At 42.2% G+C, this 19771-nt stretch carries 13 protein-coding genes and 3 pseudogenes; 2 read left to right on the plus strand and 14 right to left on the minus strand.

Annotation, left to right across the window (positions count from 1 at the left end):
- Window positions 1-7: 7 nt before the first annotated feature.
- On the plus strand, window positions 8-625 hold the full coding sequence (locus ACRWP9_RS03685; protein WP_434927912.1) for an SCO family protein: 618 nt from the start codon (window positions 8-10) through the stop codon (window positions 623-625).
- Between the two features lie 9 nt (window positions 626-634).
- Window positions 635-2137 (plus strand): methyl-accepting chemotaxis protein, encoded by a 1503-nt coding sequence (locus ACRWP9_RS03690; protein WP_434927914.1) that lies wholly within the window; start codon window positions 635-637, stop codon window positions 2135-2137.
- A gap of 188 nt (window positions 2138-2325) precedes the next feature.
- Here the strand turns inward: ACRWP9_RS03690 and ACRWP9_RS03695 are convergent.
- The 14 genes and pseudogenes from ACRWP9_RS03695 to priA all read right to left on the minus strand — a co-directional run bounded on the left by ACRWP9_RS03695 (window position 2326) and on the right by priA (window position 19724).
- Window positions 2326-2641 (minus strand): annotated as a pseudogene (locus ACRWP9_RS03695) (beta-ketoacyl synthase chain length factor).
- A 358-nt stretch (window positions 2642-2999) separates the two neighbouring features.
- Window positions 3000-3902, minus strand: a complete 903-nt coding sequence (locus ACRWP9_RS03700; RefSeq protein ID WP_434927915.1) for a DUF3014 domain-containing protein — start codon at window positions 3900-3902, stop codon at window positions 3000-3002.
- Window positions 3903-4022: 120 nt separating this feature from the next.
- Window positions 4023-6097: pseudogene (recG, locus tag ACRWP9_RS03705) on the minus strand (ATP-dependent DNA helicase RecG).
- Window positions 6098-6229: 132 nt separating this feature from the next.
- A complete protein-coding gene (locus tag ACRWP9_RS03710; RefSeq protein WP_434927916.1) occupies window positions 6230-6856 on the minus strand; it encodes a response regulator transcription factor in 627 nt (208 codons plus the stop codon).
- Between the two features lie 57 nt (window positions 6857-6913).
- Entirely contained in the window at window positions 6914-8008 is a 1095-nt protein-coding gene (locus tag ACRWP9_RS03715) for a sensor histidine kinase (protein WP_434927918.1), read from the minus strand.
- A gap of 126 nt (window positions 8009-8134) precedes the next feature.
- Window positions 8135-8824: a hypothetical protein gene (locus ACRWP9_RS03720; protein WP_434927919.1), complete on the minus strand. Its 690-nt coding sequence runs from the start codon at window positions 8822-8824 to the stop codon at window positions 8135-8137.
- Between the two features lie 266 nt (window positions 8825-9090).
- A complete protein-coding gene (locus ACRWP9_RS03725; RefSeq protein ID WP_434927920.1) occupies window positions 9091-10023 on the minus strand; it encodes a calcium/sodium antiporter in 933 nt (310 codons plus the stop codon).
- A 151-nt stretch (window positions 10024-10174) separates the two neighbouring features.
- On the minus strand, window positions 10175-11830 hold the full coding sequence (locus ACRWP9_RS03730; protein ID WP_434927922.1) for an AMP-binding protein: 1656 nt from the start codon (window positions 11828-11830) through the stop codon (window positions 10175-10177).
- A 616-nt stretch (window positions 11831-12446) separates the two neighbouring features.
- The gene (locus ACRWP9_RS03735; RefSeq protein ID WP_434927923.1) at window positions 12447-12833 is read right to left on the minus strand and encodes a gamma-butyrobetaine hydroxylase-like domain-containing protein; all 387 of its coding nucleotides are present in this window, start codon (window positions 12831-12833) and stop codon (window positions 12447-12449) included.
- Window positions 12834-13012: 179 nt separating this feature from the next.
- Complete coding sequence (gene hslU / locus ACRWP9_RS03740) at window positions 13013-14338, minus strand: HslU--HslV peptidase ATPase subunit (RefSeq protein WP_434927924.1); 1326 nt, start codon at window positions 14336-14338, stop codon at window positions 13013-13015.
- 20 nt (window positions 14339-14358) lie between these two features.
- Window positions 14359-14883: an ATP-dependent protease subunit HslV gene (gene hslV, locus ACRWP9_RS03745; protein WP_226411739.1), complete on the minus strand. Its 525-nt coding sequence runs from the start codon at window positions 14881-14883 to the stop codon at window positions 14359-14361.
- A 158-nt stretch (window positions 14884-15041) separates the two neighbouring features.
- Window positions 15042-15635 carry an SPOR domain-containing protein gene (locus ACRWP9_RS03750; protein ID WP_434927925.1) on the minus strand — a complete coding sequence of 198 codons (594 nt, stop codon included), beginning with the start codon at window positions 15633-15635 and terminating at the stop codon, window positions 15042-15044.
- Window positions 15636-15637: 2 nt separating this feature from the next.
- On the minus strand, window positions 15638-17383 hold the full coding sequence (gene argS / locus ACRWP9_RS03755) for an arginine--tRNA ligase (RefSeq protein WP_434927926.1): 1746 nt from the start codon (window positions 17381-17383) through the stop codon (window positions 15638-15640).
- Window positions 17384-17529: 146 nt separating this feature from the next.
- Window positions 17530-19724, minus strand: a pseudogene (gene priA, locus ACRWP9_RS03760) (primosomal protein N').
- Between the last annotated feature and the right edge of the window lie 47 nt (window positions 19725-19771).

Consider the following 19771-nt stretch of genomic DNA (forward strand, 5'->3'; position numbering starts at 1 on the left):
GAGGTGAATGACAAAAACGCAAAAATGGTCGGCAGTTGGCTTTATTGTTACCGCACTATTTTTAGTGCCTCTATTAATGATTGCAGCACAATTCATTAACAGCACAGATGGCCAAAGCCGATATGGTATTAATGCTGAAAATTTAGCACCCTTAAATTTTCAATGGCAAGACACTAAGCTTAATACGCATATTTTTCCTGCTAATTCTGGTCAGTTCACTTATTTGTTTGCTGGATTTTTGTCTTGTTCAGAAATCTGTCCAATACGCATTCAGCAATTACATCAGCTTGAAAATGCCATTGCCCAAGATACTGAATTGCGCCAAGCAGATATAGTATTTATGTTTATTACTATTGACCCAGAGAATGATACTCCAGCAATTCGACAGCAAATGATTGATGCCCAGTCAGCTAGATTTGTCAGTGCCGCGCTGGCAGAATCTGATCTATTGAGGTTTTCCCAGCATTTGTCTGAAAATATTCATGCGTATTCACCTACTAATAATCACGTAGGTAATCTATATTTAATTGCACCGAATGGACATATTGCTCGTATTTACACAGCCAAACAACTTTCGACCGACAAGATGTTAGCTGAATTAAGACAATATATAACATCGAAATAAAGGATCGCTATGATTGAATCGCAAGCCATTGAACGATTATTAAAAAATGATGCATATGTGTACCGAATATTATTAATGCAAGCACCGTTACTTATTTTGAGTGGTTTTTTTGGTGCTAAAATGCTCATGTTTACCGGTGTTTCAGCGGTTGCTATAGCAGTGTTAGTGCAGGCAAGTTACAGCATGCTTAAAGGTACGCCGTTATTTGGTATTGTTGCAGCAGTAATCATGATGACGGTATCTGCGCTATTAGTACAAAGCCAAATGGGTATGATTGAAATGCATTTTCATATCTTTGCTTCTATGGCTATTTTTTTGATTTATCAGCGTTGGCAGCCTTTGTTAGCCTCTTTATTAACTGTTGCCGCTCATCATGTGCTATTTACCTATATTCAGCTTTCAGGTGGTAGTTTTTTTGATACACCTATAATGATTTTTGCCGGCGATTGTAATTGGAGCATTATGTTTGTACATGCTTTATTTGCTGCAGCTGAAACGATGATTTTAATTAAAATATCACTCTTCATGCGCGAAGACTCATCGGCGAATATACGCATCGCCGATGCTATTGAGCAAATTTCGGCTAATAAAGACTTATCTATTAGGCTGAGCCCTGCTACGACTTCAGCAGAGAGTGCATTTAATTTGATGTTGGAAGAGCTGAGTCAGTTGTTCAGTGATTACCATGATATTGCCGCGAAGATGACTAAGACGTCAGATCAATTACTGATGTTAAGCGAGCATACTAAAGAGGCTATGAATCATCAGCAGCATCAGGCTCATTCAATTTCGCAAACGGCGCAAAATGTGATTCAGTATTTTCACCAGGTTACAGATAACAGCAAATTATCAGCAGAGCAGGCACACACAGCAGCTTCATCTAGCGTGCAAGATAGACAAAGTGCATTGTCGATCATGAAGGACATGCAGTTATTAGAAAGTAATACCACAGAGGTAACCGAATCTTTAACCGATTTAACCAAAGATGTCACAGCCATCACCACCTTATTACAAGCTATTCGCAGTATTTCTGAGCAAACTAACTTGCTGGCATTAAACGCGGCGATTGAAGCTGCAAGAGCAGGTGAAAGTGGTCGTGGTTTTGCTGTGGTTGCCGATGAAGTGCGCGCTTTAGCACAACGAACTAGTCAATCAACCGATGAAATTGCCAAAGTATTAAGTCGATTAAATAACAGTATGCTGAAAACAGTTGAGTCAATGGATGAAGGCAAGCAACGTACCACGGCTAATGTGGCCCATACAAACGTTATTGCATCGGGACTGGCGGAACGAGCTAATCAAATTGAGCAAGTTGCTAGCTTAAGCCGTCATGTTGCTGATGATACAGAACAGCAGGGTAAGCAGTTAAGTCATATTGGCAGCGAAATGAGCGACAACATGAACACAGTTACCTTGTTATCAGAGCAAATTGCTAAGTTAGCTAATGGAGTGACCAGCATGAAAGCAATTACTGAAGAGTATCAAACCAAAGCGGCGATATATCGTGTTTAATTACATGCTTTAACATGTCTGTGTTTAAGGAAAAATGCGATTCGAATGAGTCGCATTTTTGTTAAAGCTAAGCAATTAGGCTTAACGGTAAGAGTTTAAATACTCTGATACGTAACTGCGTAGCTTTTTTTGGTTCGGTTTCAGACGGCGTCACTGTCACAGGTTTGAATTGCTCCATTGCCAGAGACTCAAAGTACTTTGGTTATCCAGGCATAGGCATCAATCGCCAGTTTATCATTAGTTAATTCGTTTAAACGGGTTAGCTTGGCTTTATCTTTATTAGTGCTTAATATGCCATAAATTCCACTGCTAATATTATGTACGGACTGGCTAAAGGCCATGGGGGAAAGAGGTTGTTTGGCTACCACATCTTCAAGCAAGCCAATAGTGCGATTGAGCTCACAGTGGCGGGACGAAAGATACTGCGAGTTGACACTTCTGTTTGCAATAAAATGCGACAGTAAGCATCATTTTGCTTAGTCGACTGAACCGGCGTCTTTTCATTGCAGGTATTTGAGAAAGCGCTGGCGACACGTTATTGAGTACAGTTTGTTGATTTGGTCTCTGCTAGAGCGACCAACTTTTTTTGTTGGAAAGACAGGTGTCCAAGCACTCCATGATAAAATATCAAATGCTAACTGCACTACATTGCCTCTTTGTTGCCTAGTCGTCCTTATCTAAGTAGGCATTTTTGTTTGCGAGTGAAAATAGGAGAGATTACTGGCAACCAAAAATCGACAGGGTGACTCTACACTAAAGTATGAAGGGCTAAACAGTCTTGCTTGCATAAAAAAGCAGCAGGAAAAGAGGTTTTTTCGCTGCTGCTTCTTATAGGTTACTCAAATGTTACAGTGTTGGCTGGCTATTGAGGTAATAAAGGTTGTAATCGTTTTACGGCATTTTTAATTTTACGGGTGTTTTCTGGTCCCATTCTAACAAGCAGTTTTTGTGCATTCGGTAGTGCTTCTAAATTAGCATCAACGTACTGATAGTTGACCGATATTGAGGTTAATTCAATAGGATCTTCAACAATTGGGGCGTCAGCAATCATTTTAAAAGCTTGTTGCATGCGTTCATCAAAAGTCATATTGGTGTAACCAAGTTCTGTAAACGCTTCCTCAAATAATGGCTTAAGTTCGCGGTAAGTCGCAGCAAGTTCTTGATCGTTCAAGCCAGAGACAAAATCTGCGTATAAATCATAGCGATGATAGCTATCTGGGTTTAAGTAAGTTTTATTAGTAATTTCACTCACCGAAAACTTATTGCTGGGCCCCTGCATTGGGCTGGCTTTACGGATCAACTCACCCTGAGCTAAGTTATCAATAAAGACCACAAATTGACGCGCCATATCTTTTTTCAAAATAAGCGGCTCAATTTTCATTCCATTGGCAACAGCTAAGGTTTTCTTGGCAACAAAGTCATCAGATTCCGCTAATGGTGGTAAGGGTTCTGCAACGACTTTAGGGGCTTGTGACTCTCCACCCAATGGCACAATATCAGATACTGATGTATCAGTTGTATCAGTATCTGTAATCGACTCTTCAATAGGTACCTCTTCGATAGGGTTCATTGGCACGGGTTCTGGTAACTCAATAGGTGTTGGCATGGCCGGTTCTAATTCAGCTGAGTCTTCGCCACTCATATAGAAGTAACCCGCACCGACTATCAGTGCAACGATAACGCCGCCGATAATGGCGTTATTCATATTTGGTTTTGTTTCAGCTTCAGTCGCGGGTGTAGCTCTATCTTCTTTATTAACCTGCATTGTAATTCCTTAGCTGTTTAAAGCTGATAATACGGAACAGAAAGAGTAAATACTGTTTCCATTGTGCAAGATTACGCTTGCATGTCCATAGGGTGGTTAAAATATAAATAAAAAATCATCTTATGCCTGTACATATTGTTGTCGTTCACCCAACCATCGCTCAATGATTAAGTCGACGTTATCGGGCACTTGTTGATAAACATGCACAGCAAGCTTTTGAATGCTTGGGATCAGGTGTTGGTCACGCATTAAATCAGCAATTTTCATTTCTGCCAACCCAGTTTGTTTGGTACCTAATACTTCACCAGGGCCTCTGATCTCTAAATCTTTTTGAGCAATAACAAAGCCGTCATTACTATTACGTAGCACACCTAATCGCTTGGTCGCAGTGTGTGACAATGGCGCTTTATATAACATGACGCAATGACTTGCCACCGCACCACGACCAACACGTCCCCTTAATTGATGTAATTGAGCCAGCCCTAAACGTTCAGGATTTTCAATAATCATCAAGCTAGCATTAGGCACATCAACGCCTACTTCAATCACAGTCGTCGCAACTAGCAGCTGTATTTCACCTGCTTTGAATTTTGCCATGACCTGTTGTTTTTCAGCGCTTTTCATGCGCCCATGTACTAAGCCAATAGTGAGTTCTGGTAATACCTCAGTCAGTTCCGCCGCGGTATCTTCAGCAGCCTGACATTCTAATACTTCAGACTCTTCAATTAAGGTGCATACCCAGTAAGCTTGACGATTATCTTGTAGCGCGGCTTGTCTAACTCTTTCTATCACATCATTGCGGCGACTGTCGGATACGGCTACCGTGGTAACTGGCGTTCTACCAGGGGGAGTTCATCAATCACCGAGGTATCTAAATCCGCATAGGCTGTCATGGCTAAGGTTCTGGGTATTGGGGTGGCAGTCATGATGAGTTGATGTGGATGAAAACCCTGACTAACGCCTTTTTCGCGTAAGCCTAGACGTTGATGAACACCAAATCTGTGTTGTTCATCAATAATTATTAACGCCAGTTTATGAAAGTGAACCGCCTCTTGAAATATTGCATGGGTACCAATGACTATCTGTGCCGCTCCCGAAGCGATATCTTCTAATGATTGTACTCTTGCCTTACCTTTAATTTTACCCGCTAACCAACCTACTTTTACCCCTAAAGGTTCAAACCATTGGGCGAAATTAATCGCATGCTGTTCGGCTAATAACTCAGTGGGTGCCATCATAGCCACTTGATAACCATTTTCTATGACTTGCAGCGCGGCCATTGCAGCAACTAATGTTTTGCCTGAGCCTACATCACCTTGCACTAATCGCATCATAGGATGCGATTGCTGTAAGTCTTGGCTTATTTCAGCAACAACGCGCTGTTGCGCACCTGTTGGCCTAAAAGGGAGATTTTTTAAAAATGGATTAAGTAGTTGCCCGCTTGCGGCGATTGAAATAGCGGCATCACGCTGTGATTTTTGTCTTAGTTGTAACATGCTTAAGTTATGGGCGAGTAATTCTTCTTGGACTAAACGTTGCTGGGCAGGGTGTTGCCCTTGCTCAAGCATAAATGGATCGACATTTTTATCCGGTCGATGAAGTAGCATTAGGGCTTGCGGCAGTGTCAGGTTGTTGGGTTGCAGGTTAGCGGGAATAAGCTCTTGCAAGCCACCTTGATTTAGCATCAATAGTGCTTGTTCGGTTAACTTAATCCAACTTGCCTGCTTTAACCCTTCCGTTGTCGGATAAATCGGGGTTAAGGTTTCAGTTAAATTACTTTCATCACCGGCTTGGATAATTTTATATTCAGGGTGAACTATTTCAGCATGATGATTGCCACGACGAACTTCACCATAGGCACGGATCATCGCGCCTTGTTGCATACCATTACGTTGTGCCATCGAAAAATTAAAAAACCGTAATGTCATAGGTCCTGTGTCATCACGCACATTGCAGATAAGCATTCTGCGACGACCTTGAATAATTTGCGTGGACTGAACTTCGGCTTCGATGGTGCCGTAGCCGCCAAATGATAGGGCGCTAATAGGGTAGATTTGAGTGCGGTCTTCATAACGCAGCGGCAAATGAAACAGCACATCCTGTACTGTTTTAATGCCTAGCTTATGCAGCCTTTCAGCCATTTTTTTAGCCACACCTTTTAGCTCGGTGATGGGCACTAAATCTAAACGCAACAAACGTTATTTACTCCACTAAGTTATGCTTAACTCAATTTGCTAAGCAATTGCATAGTACTGTGATTATATACATATGTTTTACTATCTTAGCAGAGATTAGATCTAAGGCAATATCAAGATATTAGCTTAAATTCATAACCAACCTTTTTGTTTGGCAATTCGAGCAGCATCAATGCGATTGCTGGCATTGAGTTTAGCGATTGCTTCAGACAAGTAATTACGTACCGTGCCTTCGGCAATAAAGAGTAATTTGGCAATATCGCTGGTAGCTTTACCTTCGCTGGCTAATCGCAGTGCTTGGCGTTCTTTGTCATTTAGCGGGTCAATTTCACCTATGGCGGCAAACGCAAGCTCAGGGTCAATCACGCGCTTGCCTGACATGACTTTAATAATGGCATTAATTAGCTCATCTGATGGGGCATCTTTTAATAAAAAACCATTTACACCATATTCTAAGGCGCGTTTGATGTAACCGGCTCGGCCAAAGGTGGTTAGAATAATCACTTTGGTTGTGCTGGATTGTGATTGTAGCCATTGGCTTAAATCAAGGCCGGTTTTATGCGGCATTTCTATGTCGGTGAGTAATAAATCAAAAGACTGTTTTTTCAGCAAAGCTAAAGCTTGCTCACCGTCTTCAGCTTCTGTAATTTCAAAGCCATTAGCTAAATGCGCGAGGGGCAATTGGCCTTTGGCCAACGTAAGCAGTGCCACTAAGGCACCACGGATCATAGCCTGGTCTTCAGCGAGTAAAATTTTCATACGGTATCGTTTCCCTTTGCTTTAGCTCTTTCTTGTTACCGCGACTCACTACTAACCTTAATGCGTTGCATTGGGTAGGGTGATATTCAGCTGAAAGACTGGTGTCGTTTGATATTCAAATGTGCCATTTAATAAATCTACCCGCTCACGTATGCCTTTTAAACCATTACCTTCGGTAATCTCTTTTGCGGCGGTATTCTGGCTGAGACTAAGATGAATATGATGTTCATCTTGAGCAAAAATTAGACTCACTTTTTCAGCATGACTATGTTTAAGGCAATTATTAATAGCCTCTGTCAAAATGAGCGCTAATTGTGACTCGGTAAGAACAGTTGATGAGGGAGTATCACCCTCCACATTTACTTCTATACCTTGATCGCGCAAAGATTGTATTAATGTAGGCAAACAAGCTTGCAGACCTTTATGTTTGTAGTTCGACACAGTTTGACGAATTTGGCTAAGGCTATCACGTGCTATTTCGGCTAATTGGCTTAATTGTGTTTGGGCCAAGTCTAATTGATTTGCATGAAGTAATTGTCCAGCAAGTTCGGCTTTTAAGGCGATAGAAGATAAATTGTGGCCCATAATGTCGTGTAAATCACGCGCAATGCGTTCACGTTCTAATGCGGTTGCCAGTTGGGTTATCTCGTCTTGTGAGCGCTTATGCTGACGCTTAATACGTTGACGATTTTGTTCAATAATACCAAAAACCCCTACACCTAAACTAATGCCCATGCCATAAAAAGCGAAGTAATACCCTTCAATATTAACGACTTGATTCAATAGTAATAACAACAAACAAATTGCCAAAAACCCTAAAGTAGCCGTGCGTAATGTATAGAAAAAGCCAATAAAAAAGCATACAAATGAGAATAATGAAATAGTGCCGGAGGTAAAAGGTGTCGCCACAATCGCGCATGTTAGCATTAAGATGATAGGGTAAAGCGCTTTTTGGGTACTGCTGTTATATGCCCAAAAATATCCGAAAATAAAGGGCACTAATATTAACAGTGCGACTATGATACTGAGCCATTGACCTTGCATAAAAAACAGCGGCACAAAGTAAAAACCTAGGTTTAACAGGTATACCCAAGCCGTTTTTTGCTCGTAGCTTTTTTCAGCAGTTAGGGCGTTGTTATTAAAGTAACTCATGGTGCTCATTCCCGTTTAATCATTAGGTCGTGCTGATAATTAAGGCGCTGTTAATCATATGTTAACTGCGCCTTAATTGCGCGTATTTGCACAAGCCTTTATTTAAAAAGGCGTTTAATATGACGCTTACTTTGACACCTGCTTTGCTGTTTGCTGGCTAAGTAAAAACTTAGCCCAACCATATTGTGCATCAACCGTTAACGCGGTTTGCCAGTCAGAAATTGCCCCCGCCATGTCGCCATCCTCTTGTTTAGCTAGCCCGCGCCATGTGTAGGCTTCGGCGTGCCCCCAGCAAATACTTTCACAAGGAGCTTCAAAAAGGGTAATGGCTTCTGTTGCAAGTGTTTGTGCTTTGTCTATACCGCCACCAAATATTGATGGGGTATTGAATGCGCTAATGGCTTGCACCAATTTAACTCTTGGATTCGTGGCATCAAGTTGCTCTGCTTGGGTCAGTAAACGGGATGACTTCACACCTAAGGTGGCTGCTTTGCTGCTATCAAAGGCGATTTGCATACCATAGATTGATGCTAACAGCGCGCTGGCATCGGCACTATTTTCTCTGTTAATCAGTTGTGCAAGGTTTGCTTGGGCTGAATCTAAGTGAGTGCTGGCAAGTTGTCGTTGCCCCAAAATATTGGCGGTTATTGCTAAGCGGTATTCAGCATAAGCTTTTTCATAATCAAAAGTTTGGCTACTAATTTGTTTTAGTTGCTCAATATTCATGGTGTTGGCCGCGGCATCAATTTGGTTTATGTCAGCAAAGCTTGCGTGGCTAATAAGGGTTAAGCTGCCAATCAATAATAGTGTTTTCATGTCAATCTCCATTTGTTTCATGTTAATAAGCCAAACCAGACTGGTTTGAAACTGAGATAATTATGTCGAGAAACAGTGAAGCTTGGCAGACACATAGGTCATGGATTTGATATGACAAATGTCATCAATTTTAGGTGAGTTTTGTAGGCATAAAAAAACCGCCTATAAAATGAGACGGTTTTTTTGCTGGACACCAAGATGGAGATTTTGGTTGTTAGTAAATCTACTTAAGTGTTTATCAACACCAGCTGATTAGCATGTTTAATTTAAGCAACCACTTGAGAAATCAAGAAGCCGGTATAACCAATATAGCCCGTTAGCAATACCGCACCTTCGCGACGACCAATACGCAGTCCGCTCCAGGCAAAAGGTAATACCATAATGGCGAAAATGATCATGGCGATGAAGTCTATTTGATTAAACCCCTCTGCAGATACCGGGTGGATTAATGCTGTAGCGCCCAATATGCCTAAAACGTTAAAGATGTTCGATCCCACTACGTTACCGATAGCAATATCACTTTGGCCCTTTAATGCAGCCATAACCGAAGTGACTAGCTCTGGCATACTGGTGCCAATAGCCACAATCGTTAAGCCGATAATGACTTCACTAATGCCAAACATTTTGGCGAGATCTACTGCGCCATCAACGAATAAAATTCCGCCGCCAACCAGCATAGCAATACCGACAATAATAAGCCCTACAGACAGTAATGGGTTTTGCGGTTTGGTATCAATATCTAACTCTTCGGGTTCATTTTTTGAACTGACATAACTAAATACTAAGTAACCCACTAATAAGCTGAATAAAATTGCGCCATCGGTAAAACTGACTATACCGTCAAGTAGTAATGTCCACACTAAGATGGATGCACCAATCATGATGGGAATATCACGTTTAACCATTTGTGATTGTATTTGGATCGGTTTAATTAATGCGGTAATAGCCAGAATTAATCCGATGTTAACAATGTTTGAACCAACAACGTTACCTAAGGCAATGCCTGGGTTGCCAGCAAGAGCAGACTTTATGCTGACGGCAAGCTCTGGTGCACTAGTACCAAAAGCCACAATGGTTAAACCAATAATCAGCGGGGCAATACCGAGCTTAAGTGCAACAGCACTTGCGCCACGAACTAGGGCTTCAGCCCCAATGGTTAAAATAATAAATCCGCCAAGAATGGCTAATGCAATTAACATGTTGCTCTCATTTAATGAAGTGGCGCGGTATTAACCATTAGCCACTTAAGGGTTACAGACATAATGAGGCGTATATTGACAGAATATGTCAAAAAAATACACGCATTCAGCGTGTATTTTTTGTCTATTTAATGAATTTTAGTTCATCAATTTATAGCTCATCTTCCCAGCGAATTTTTGCACCACGAACACCCTCTACTTTAGCGCTAAAGGCTTTTTCAAGCACATGACGTTTAATTTTAAGTGTTGGGGTTAATACATCATTTTCGATAGTCCATGGTTCTTTGACAACAATAATTGCATCAACATGTTCATGGGATTCAAGATTAGGATTTATGCTGTCTAAGGTAGCCTTTAATGAGGTACGCACTTCTTCACGTGGTTGTAAATTGGCGCCTTCAGACAATTGTACTAGGGCAACGGGATGAGGTAGACCTGAACCGATAACACAGATTAACTCGACGTGTGAGTCTTGAGCCAGCTTGCGCTCGATAGGCACTGGCGCAACGTATTTGCCCTTTGATGTTTTGAAGTTGTCTTTCACACGACCGGTAATATCTATATAACCATCACTGTCTATTTCACATAAGTCGCCAGTATGGAAAAATCCATCTTCATCAAATGCCGCTGCAGTAGCTTCATCTTGTAGATAGTACCCCTTCATTAAACCGGGACTTTTTACTAATAATTCACCTTGTTCGGTGCGGCGCACCTGGCAGCCTTCAATTGCGCGGCCGACCGTGCCAATCTTATCGGCATTAAAAGGGTAGTTAATAATCGAATAAGCGCAGTTTTCGGTCATACCCCATGCTTCACAAATATTCATACCAATACTGTGATACCACTTCAGTAACGTGGGTGGAATAGGCGCTGAGCCTGAGCCGAGTAAACGGCAATGTTCTAAGCCAAGGCCTTTCTGAATTTTGCGTTTAATAATGCTATTGATAATAGGTAATTTAAGCAGGAAATTAAGCTTATTTTGGCCAATTTTATTAACAATATTAAGTTGGAATAAGGTCCATAAGCGGGGTACTGAAAAGAAAACCGTTGGACGGCAACGTTTCACGTCTTCAACAAAGCTATCTAAGCTTTCAACAAACGCCACCGTTGAGCCTGAGTAGAAAGAGGACCCTTCCATGGCAATACGTTCAGTGATGTGAGCCAGAGGCAAGTAAGACAGCAGTCTATCGGCAGTATTGGTTTGTAAGTCACGTACCACAGCCTCACAGGTCCAGCTGTAATTAGCAAAGGTATGAATAGCGCCTTTGGGCTTACCTGTTGAGCCTGAGGTATAAATGATGGTCATAGTGGTGTCGGGCGTTGGATACTCAGCATCAACAAGAGGCTGACCCAATGACAATAACTGATCCCATTGATACTGAGCTGGCATAGTGTCATAGGGCATGGCTAGGCGTAAAATTTCACCACCGACACCGGCTTCTTGGTCTGCCCAGTAGTCTAACTTACCGATAAAAATAGCCTTAGTACCACTGTGTTCTAACACATAGCGAATGGTATCGGCATTGGCGGTAGGGTAAATAGGTACGCTGATGTAACCGCCTAGCATTAAGGCTAAGTCTGTAATAAACCATTCGGCACAGTTTTTAGATAAAATAGCGACTTTATCGCCGGGTACTAAACCCAGATGACGTAATGCGCCTGCGATTTGTTGAACTTTTTGTTGTACTTCGCTCCAGGTGAAGTCGTTATAGCTGCCATTAATCGGCTGGCGTAAATAGACTTTTTCGCCGTGTGTTTCAACCCAATGCGCAAGCATTTCAACGGGTGTTTTAATTGCATTATTCATAGGGCTATTCTCTGATTTATTGTTTTTAATTAAGATTAGTTCAAACATGCGTTTGAACCAGTATGGCGAGTTTTGTGAGCCGGCGCAAATGGTTTGAGTTGATGGGATAGTAAACGTTATGAATCAATAGAATGCTCTGACCAGCGAGATAAGTGACGTCTTACAATTGAATATAATGGTATGCAGAGAAAAGCTCTCAGTTAGCTATATTTTCAGTTTGCCTATACATGATGATAATTATTTGATATTCGACCTGACTGTAAGTTGTTGAAGTGTAATGTTTTTGTGTTATTTTGGTGTTATTTTTTATTTATTAAGAGGTTTATCTGCCATAGTCGCAAGATGGGGTTAATTAAAAACTTGCTGCAAAGGAATTCAGCAGGAATGTTTTTTAAAGTTCATTTACAACGGCGGCGATGCTATTTTTGAGGGGGATTTTATGCGTTTCTATTTAGGGCTTTCCTGTACGTATAGTTTCAAATGGGCGTGAGCTAATAAAGACATGATAATTAACAGTTTATTCCAGACAGGTAAGTGCTATCCCATCGTTTAACGGTAGCATAATTAAATTACTACCATATTAATAATTCAAATAAAAACGCCTGGCAGATAAGGTTTATGAGTACTTAATGTTCATTGAAATCAGCGCTTCACGCGACCCCTTTTCCGCGCGAAGGCGGGCTAAATACTGTTGCCAAAGCTCGACCTGATTAGTACACAAATCAAATAAAACCTTCCATGAAAACAAGCCTGTATCATGACCATCATCAAAGATAATCTTTACCGCATAATTACCAACGGGTTCAATGGCAGTAATGTTAACTTCTTTTTTATGGGTGACCAATACTGGGTTGCCATGACGCTGTACTTCAGCCGATGGCGAGTGGACGCGTAACATCTCACAACTAATGCTGTGGGTTTGGCCATTGTCGAAACTGACTTCTAATAACTTAGATTTCCGCTTAAGTTTAATACCTGTTACGTCGGGTGTGGCTGCTGACATATGATTACCTTTTAAAATATCTAGCCAAAAAAGTGATAGGCCTATAAAAATGTTAATCCATAAAAAAGGATTAACGCTAAACCTAATATGTTAATCATACTCGATTGTAGTGTTAATCCAATTTTTGTCGTGTCTAAACGTGACGCGCTTTGCTTAGACCACTATTTCGATTATGCCAATTACAAAATAAAGCGGCTTAAATCTTCATCTTGAACGAAGGCATCTAGGTGCTTATTAACGTATTCTGCGTCAATGACAAAACTAGAACCGGATATTTCAGAAGCCTCGTATGAGATATCTTCCATCAGTTTTTCCATCACAGTATGTAAACGGCGGGCACCAATGTTTTCTGTGCGCTCGTTGACCTGCCAAGCAGCTTCAGCGATTCGCTCGATACCCGATTCTGCAAATTCAACTGTTACGCCTTCGGTGCCCATTAACGCGATATATTGCTCAGTCAATGAAGCATGCGGCTCTGTTAAAATGCGTTTGAAATCATGAGCCGTTAGCGCATCTAGCTCAACGCGAATAGGCAGTCGACCTTGCAGCTCTGGGATAAGATCTGATGGTTTTGACATCTGAAATGCGCCTGAAGCAATAAATAAGATATGGTCTGTTTTAACCATGCCGTGTTTAGTAGTAACAGTACAGCCTTCGACTAATGGCAGTAAATCACGTTGCACACCTTCACGGGACACATCAGGCCCTGAGGTTTCGCCACGTTTACAAATTTTGTCAATTTCATCTAAAAAGACAATGCCATGCTGTTCAACTAACTCAATAGCTTGCTCTTTTAAATCTTCTTGATTAACTAACTTTGCAGCTTCGTCTTCAATTAATTGTTTATAAGCGTCTTTAATTTTCATCTTCTTACGCTTTGAAGTGTTTTGACCTAGATTTTGAAATAGCCCTTGCAGCTGATTGGTCATTTCTTCCATGCCTGGCGGCGACATGATTTCTACACCAATTTGCGGTGCAGTAACATCTATCTCGATTTCTTTATCGTCGAGAGAGCCTTCACGCAGTTTTTTACGGAAAATTTGACGGGTACCCGAATCTTCTTTTTTGTCGGTTTCCCAGTCTTCTTTTGGCTTAGGCAGAAGGGCATCTAAGATGCGTTCTTCGGCTAATTCTTCAGCGCGGAAACGGCACTTTTTCATTTGCAGTTCACGGGTCATTTTTACCGCAGAGTCGGTTAAATCACGAATGATTTGCTCGACTTCTTTACCGACATAACCGACTTCAGTGAACTTTGTCGCTTCAACTTTGATAAACGGGGCGTTGGCGAGCTTAGCTAACCGACGGGCTATTTCAGTTTTACCTACGCCAGTAGGGCCAATCATTAAAATATTTTTCGGGGTCACTTCTTGGCGCAATGACGCGTCAAGCTGCATCCGGCGCCAGCGATTACGAAGGGCAACAGCGACTGAGCGTTTAGCATTTTTCTGGCCAATAATGTGCGAATCGAGTTCGTGGACAATTTCGCGAGGGGTCATTTCAGACATAGTTTTTCCTTTCACTCGAATTAATAATTCAGCTCTTCGACAGTTTTGAATTGGTTGGTAAATACGCAAATATCGCCAGCAATAGTCAGTGACTTCTCAGCAATGTCACGGGCGCTTAATTCGGTATTTTGTAATAGGGCAAGTGCTGATGCGTGGGCATAGTTACCACCTGAACCAATGGCAATTAAATCATATTCTGGCTGCACGACATCGCCGTTACCTGTGATGATTAATGATTCTTTTTCATCGGCGACCACTAACATGGCTTCTAACTTACGCAGCATTTTGTCGGTACGCCAGTCTTTAGCTAACTCGACTGCAGATTTAAGCAGGTGACCTTGATGCATTTCTAGCTTGGTTTCAAAGCGCTCGAACAAGGTGAATGCATCAGCGGTGCCGCCAGCAAAACCCGCAAGTACTTTATTGTGATACAGACGACGCACTTTACGCGCATTACCTTTCATTACAGTATTGCCTAGGGAAACTTGGCCATCACCTGCGATGACAACTTGGTTATTGCGGCGAACAGATACGATAGTAGTCACGGTTAATCCTCTTCACTAAACTCAGCAACCTTGAACAGAGTGCTGATTGATATAAAGGATATGGGGTAGCGGGTGAGTGTTTTCAAGTGAAGAAGATGAACATTCATTTATGAAAAAGCCCGATGGCTCGGGCTATTAAAATGGTATTTAAGATAGATTTATTGCCATAACCAAATTTGGCAGGTATTTATGCCGCCTTTTTGCATTGTATGACGGCCACGCTCACCATCACGCTTACTTTCAAAAGGTCCTAAAACGACTCGGTACCAAATGCCGTTAGCGCCTTCTGAACGCTTAACCAGTGCTTCCATGCCCATGAAGGCAATACGCGCTTTCATCTCATTGGCTTGGCTTTCCTGACGGAACGAGCCACATTGCATTTGATATAGGCCGCTAGACACCACACCAGAGTTTGGTACATCAACCTCAACCTGTTTGTTCTCTAATTCTTCAAGATAAGTCCATTCTTCTTGAGGCTTAGGCGGCAGTTCATTAGGATCTTTTTTAACGACTGCTGGTTTGGCTATTGGCGTGTCAGTTTTATTGGCCGTTGACGATGCTGTTCCTGTTGCGGAATCAGTAGAGCTGCCGTTAATCATCCATAAAAAATAACCAAAACCGGAAACCAATACAATAGCCAACAACCATGGGATGATTGGCATAGTGCGCGTATCTTTGCGTTTTGAAGCACGCGAAGTCTTAGCTGCTTTTGCAGCAGGTCTAGGTTTACGGTTAGCGTAATCTCGGCTCATATTTACATGCGCTCTAAGGTTTCAATGCCTAATAACGACAAACCTGTTTTTAGAGTGTTAGCGGTTAATTGTGCTAACAGTAAGCGGCTGCGTTTTTGTGCATCCGTGTCGGCGGCTAGCACTGGGCACGCTTCATAAAAGCTAGAAAACTCGCTGGCTAGCTCATACAAATATGCACATAGCACATGTGGCTGACCTTTGTCGGTCATGCGCGTGAGCACTTCACTAAACTGAGCAAGTTTGGTGCCCAAGTCTTTTTCTTTTTCATGCTCTAATACTATTTCGGCCTGGCTTAAGTCAATGTCTTCGGCGCGTTTGAAAATACCGGCTACACGGGTATAAGCATAAAGTAGGTAAGGCGCAGTATTGCCTTCAAAACTTAACATTTGCTCAAAGCTAAAAATGTAATCACTGGTTCTGTTTTTAGATAAATCAGCATATTTAACCGCGCTAATGCCTACTACGCGGGCGATTTCAGTTAATGTGGCTTCGTCCATGTCTGGATTTTTACTGCGAACCAAATCAAGTGCGCGAACGTTTGCTTCATCAAGTAAGTCGACTAGCTTAACCACGCCACCACTTCGGGTTTTGAATGGACGACCGTCTTCACCGTTCATGGTGCCAAAACCTGTGTGCTCTAAGGTCATGTCTGGGCGAACGAATTTAGCTAGGCGAGCAAGCTTGAACACTTGCTGAAAATGAAGTGCTTGACGTAAATCAACAAAATATAGCGCGCGATCTGCTTTTAATACATTAGAACGATAACGCATCGCGGCTAAATCTGTGGTGGCATACAGGTAACCGCCATCGGCTTTTTTAATAATAACCGGCAGTGGCTCGCCTTCTTTTGTTTTGAATTCATTCTGGAAAACAACTTTAGCGCCATTACTTTCAGTTAATAAACCCTGGCTATCTAAATCGGCAACCACTTGGTCTAAATCAGCATTGTAAGCACTTTCACCATGCACATCGTCACGGGTTAAACTCACCCCTAAACGTTGGTATACCTCTAAACAATGGCTTAATGAAATATCATTAAACTCACGCCACAGTTTATTACAGTAGGCATCGCCTGATTGCAGTTTAACCACTAATTGGCGGGCGCGGGTGGCAAAGTCAGCTGACTCATCAAAACGAACCTTAGCAGCACGGTAGAAAATTTCTAAGTCGGATAACTCTAGTGTCGCTTGTTCACCATTGGCTGCACGAAGTTCTTCCATATATGCTAACAACATGCCGAACTGTGTGCCCCAGTCACCGACATGGTTTTGACGAATAACGTTATGGCCTAAAAATTCTAACGCGCGCACCACACTGTCACCAATAATGGTTGAGCGCAGGTGACCTACGTGCATTTCTTTGGCTAAATTGGGTGAGGAGTAATCAACAACAATAGTTTGCTTAGTCGGCATCTTAACCCCTAAATGGGCATCATTAATCGCTTGCTGTAATTGGTTAGCCAGTGCGTTGTCATCAATAAAAAAGTTAATAAACCCAGGGCCAGCAATTTCAACTTTAGCCACATGAGATGAGGCGGGTAAAGTATCAATAATCAGCTGGGCAACATCACGCGGCGGTTTGCCGATAACTTTAGTCAGCATCATTGCTAGGTTGCTGGCGAGATCACCATGGCTTTTATCTTTAGTGCGGTCCACCTGAATACGGGCTTGAAAATCAGCAGGTACAATACCTTGTTCTATAAACGAGGCGATGGTTTGTTGTAGTAAAGATTCAATATGTGATTTCATGGGCCTTTGCTTGCACTAAATTCGTTAATGAATGACGCGACAGAACCGCATATTTTAGCCGCTTATGGGGGTAAATTGCTATGTACTTGATGGAATTTTTTCAGATCAGATTATAAGCTTGCCATAAATGTGCTAAATGTTAACCGCTACATGAGGTCTTGTGGGTCACGATCTATGCTCCAACGGCACTTTTTGGTCTGTGGAAGTTGTTCTATAAACTCAAGAATTTTTTCAAATTCGATTTGTAACCGCTGACGTGATTTAGCTTGAAACATTAACTGGCGGCGATATTTACCTGCCTTTCTGTCTAATGGCGCGGGTATCGGACCAATAATTTCAAAGTCTTTATCCTGCGGCAGCAGTTGGCTGACTTGATTAAGAAAACTGTCGGCATCAGCAGCTAGGTGTGCTTCAGCGCGAATAAGCACCATGTGCCAAGCGGGTGGCAGCAGGGCTAATTGACGCTCTTTGAGTTGCTCGCGGGCAAAGTCACCATACCCCTGGCGTAATAAACTGCGCAGTAATGGATTATCGCTTTGGTGAGTTTGTAATAATACTTTGCCTGGCTTATCCGCACGTCCCGCACGGCCAGATACCTGGGTATATAGCTGACCAAATCGTTCTGGTGCACGAAAGTCAGCACTGAATAATGCACCATCGACATCTAATAAGCCGACTAAGGTAACATCTGGGAAGTGATGTCCCTTAGCCAGCATTTGCGTGCCAACTAGAATTTTATATTCCCCTTTATGAATACCGTGAAGTTGTTTCTCTAATGAGCCTTTGCGCCTTGTGGTGTCGCGATCTATTCGCACTACCGGGTATTTGGGAAACATTGTGGTTAATGCTTGTTCGAGTTGCTCAGTACCTAATCCATGACCCATTAGCATAGTGCTGCCACATTGATGGCACTGCTTAGGAATAGCGTATTGATTGCCGCAATGGTGACAGCAAATCTCATTCAAACCTTGGTGGACAGTAAAAAAGGCATCGCAGCGGTCACACTCGTGCAAATGTCCACACTCGTGGCATAACAATGCCGGAGCAAAGCCACGACGGTTTAAAAATAATAGCACTTGATTACCTGCATCTAAATGCATGCGCATTTCATTAATCAGTGAGGCTGACATACCATGCTTAAGCGGCTGGTTGGTGATATCAATAATTCCCTGTTTAACCTTTTGTGCAGCGCCTGCTCGTTCACTTAGCGTGAGATGATGGTATCGACCTGATATGGCATTTTGTAATGATTCTAAAGAAGGTGTAGCAGTACCTAAAATGACCGGAATATCTTCATAATGGCCTCGCATAACGGCTAAGTCACGGGCGTGATAGCGAACTCCCTCTTGCTGCTTAAAGCTGGAATCATGCTCTTCATCTAAAATAATGACCCCAGGAAAAGGCATAGGGGTAAATAATGCCGATCGTGTGCCAATAATAATCGCCGCTTGACCGCTTCTAGCTTGTCGCCAAGCATCAAGCCGTTGATTGTCGGTAAGCCCTGAATGAATTACCGCAATATTGACCGCAAATCGACGTTTAAAACGATTAATGGTTTGTGGGGTCAAGCCAATTTCAGGTACTAAAATAAGTGCCTGTTTACCTTGCTTTAATACTGTTTCAAGCACAGCTAAATATACTTCTGTTTTGCCTGAGCCAGTAATGCCTTCGAGCAAACTACAGTTAAAGCCTTGTTGCTGATTAAGAATCGATACTGCAACGGCTTGCTGTTTATTAAGTTTATGGGGTGTTTCAGTGATGTCTAACTGCTGACGCCAAGCTAAATCAATGTTGACAGCTTGTGTTTTTTGCTCAATCCAACCTTTATCTTCAAGCGCTTTTAATGCCGCTTTACTATACTCCAAACTTAAAAACTCATCGTGGGTGATAGATTGTAATTTAAGCGCGTCGAATAATTTTTTTGAGCGGGTGCGCGGCTGAGTAAACTGACTTGAGCCTGTTGACCTTGCTCGCTTAAGGCGTAATAAATAATGGCTTGTGGCGCGGTGTCTGCCCCTTTACGAAGCGCAACCGGTAGCGCCTGACTGAGCATTTGCCCCTGGGTGGTAAAATAATATCGTGCAGCCCATAAAGTTAGCTTGTATAAAGATTCAGGTAAAATAGCTTCTGAGTCGAGCACTTGAGTGATATTTTTTACTTGATTTTCAGCTAGAACACATTGATCTGTAATGGCGGTAATTAAACCAATGAGCTGTTGGCGCCCAAAAGGGACTTTGACGCGCAACCCTATTGCTAATGCAGCTATGTCCTTTTCAGGGACGCGATAACTGAAGTTTCTTCGCAGTGGCACAGGTAAAGCGACTTCAACATACACAGACATAGGGTTCCAAAAAGACAATTTAAATTATTCATCAATAGATGTACTTA

Origin of the sequence: Shewanella sp. HL-SH2, assembly GCF_051164935.1 — a bacterium.
Taxonomy (GTDB): domain Bacteria; phylum Pseudomonadota; class Gammaproteobacteria; order Enterobacterales; family Shewanellaceae; genus Shewanella; species Shewanella glacialimarina.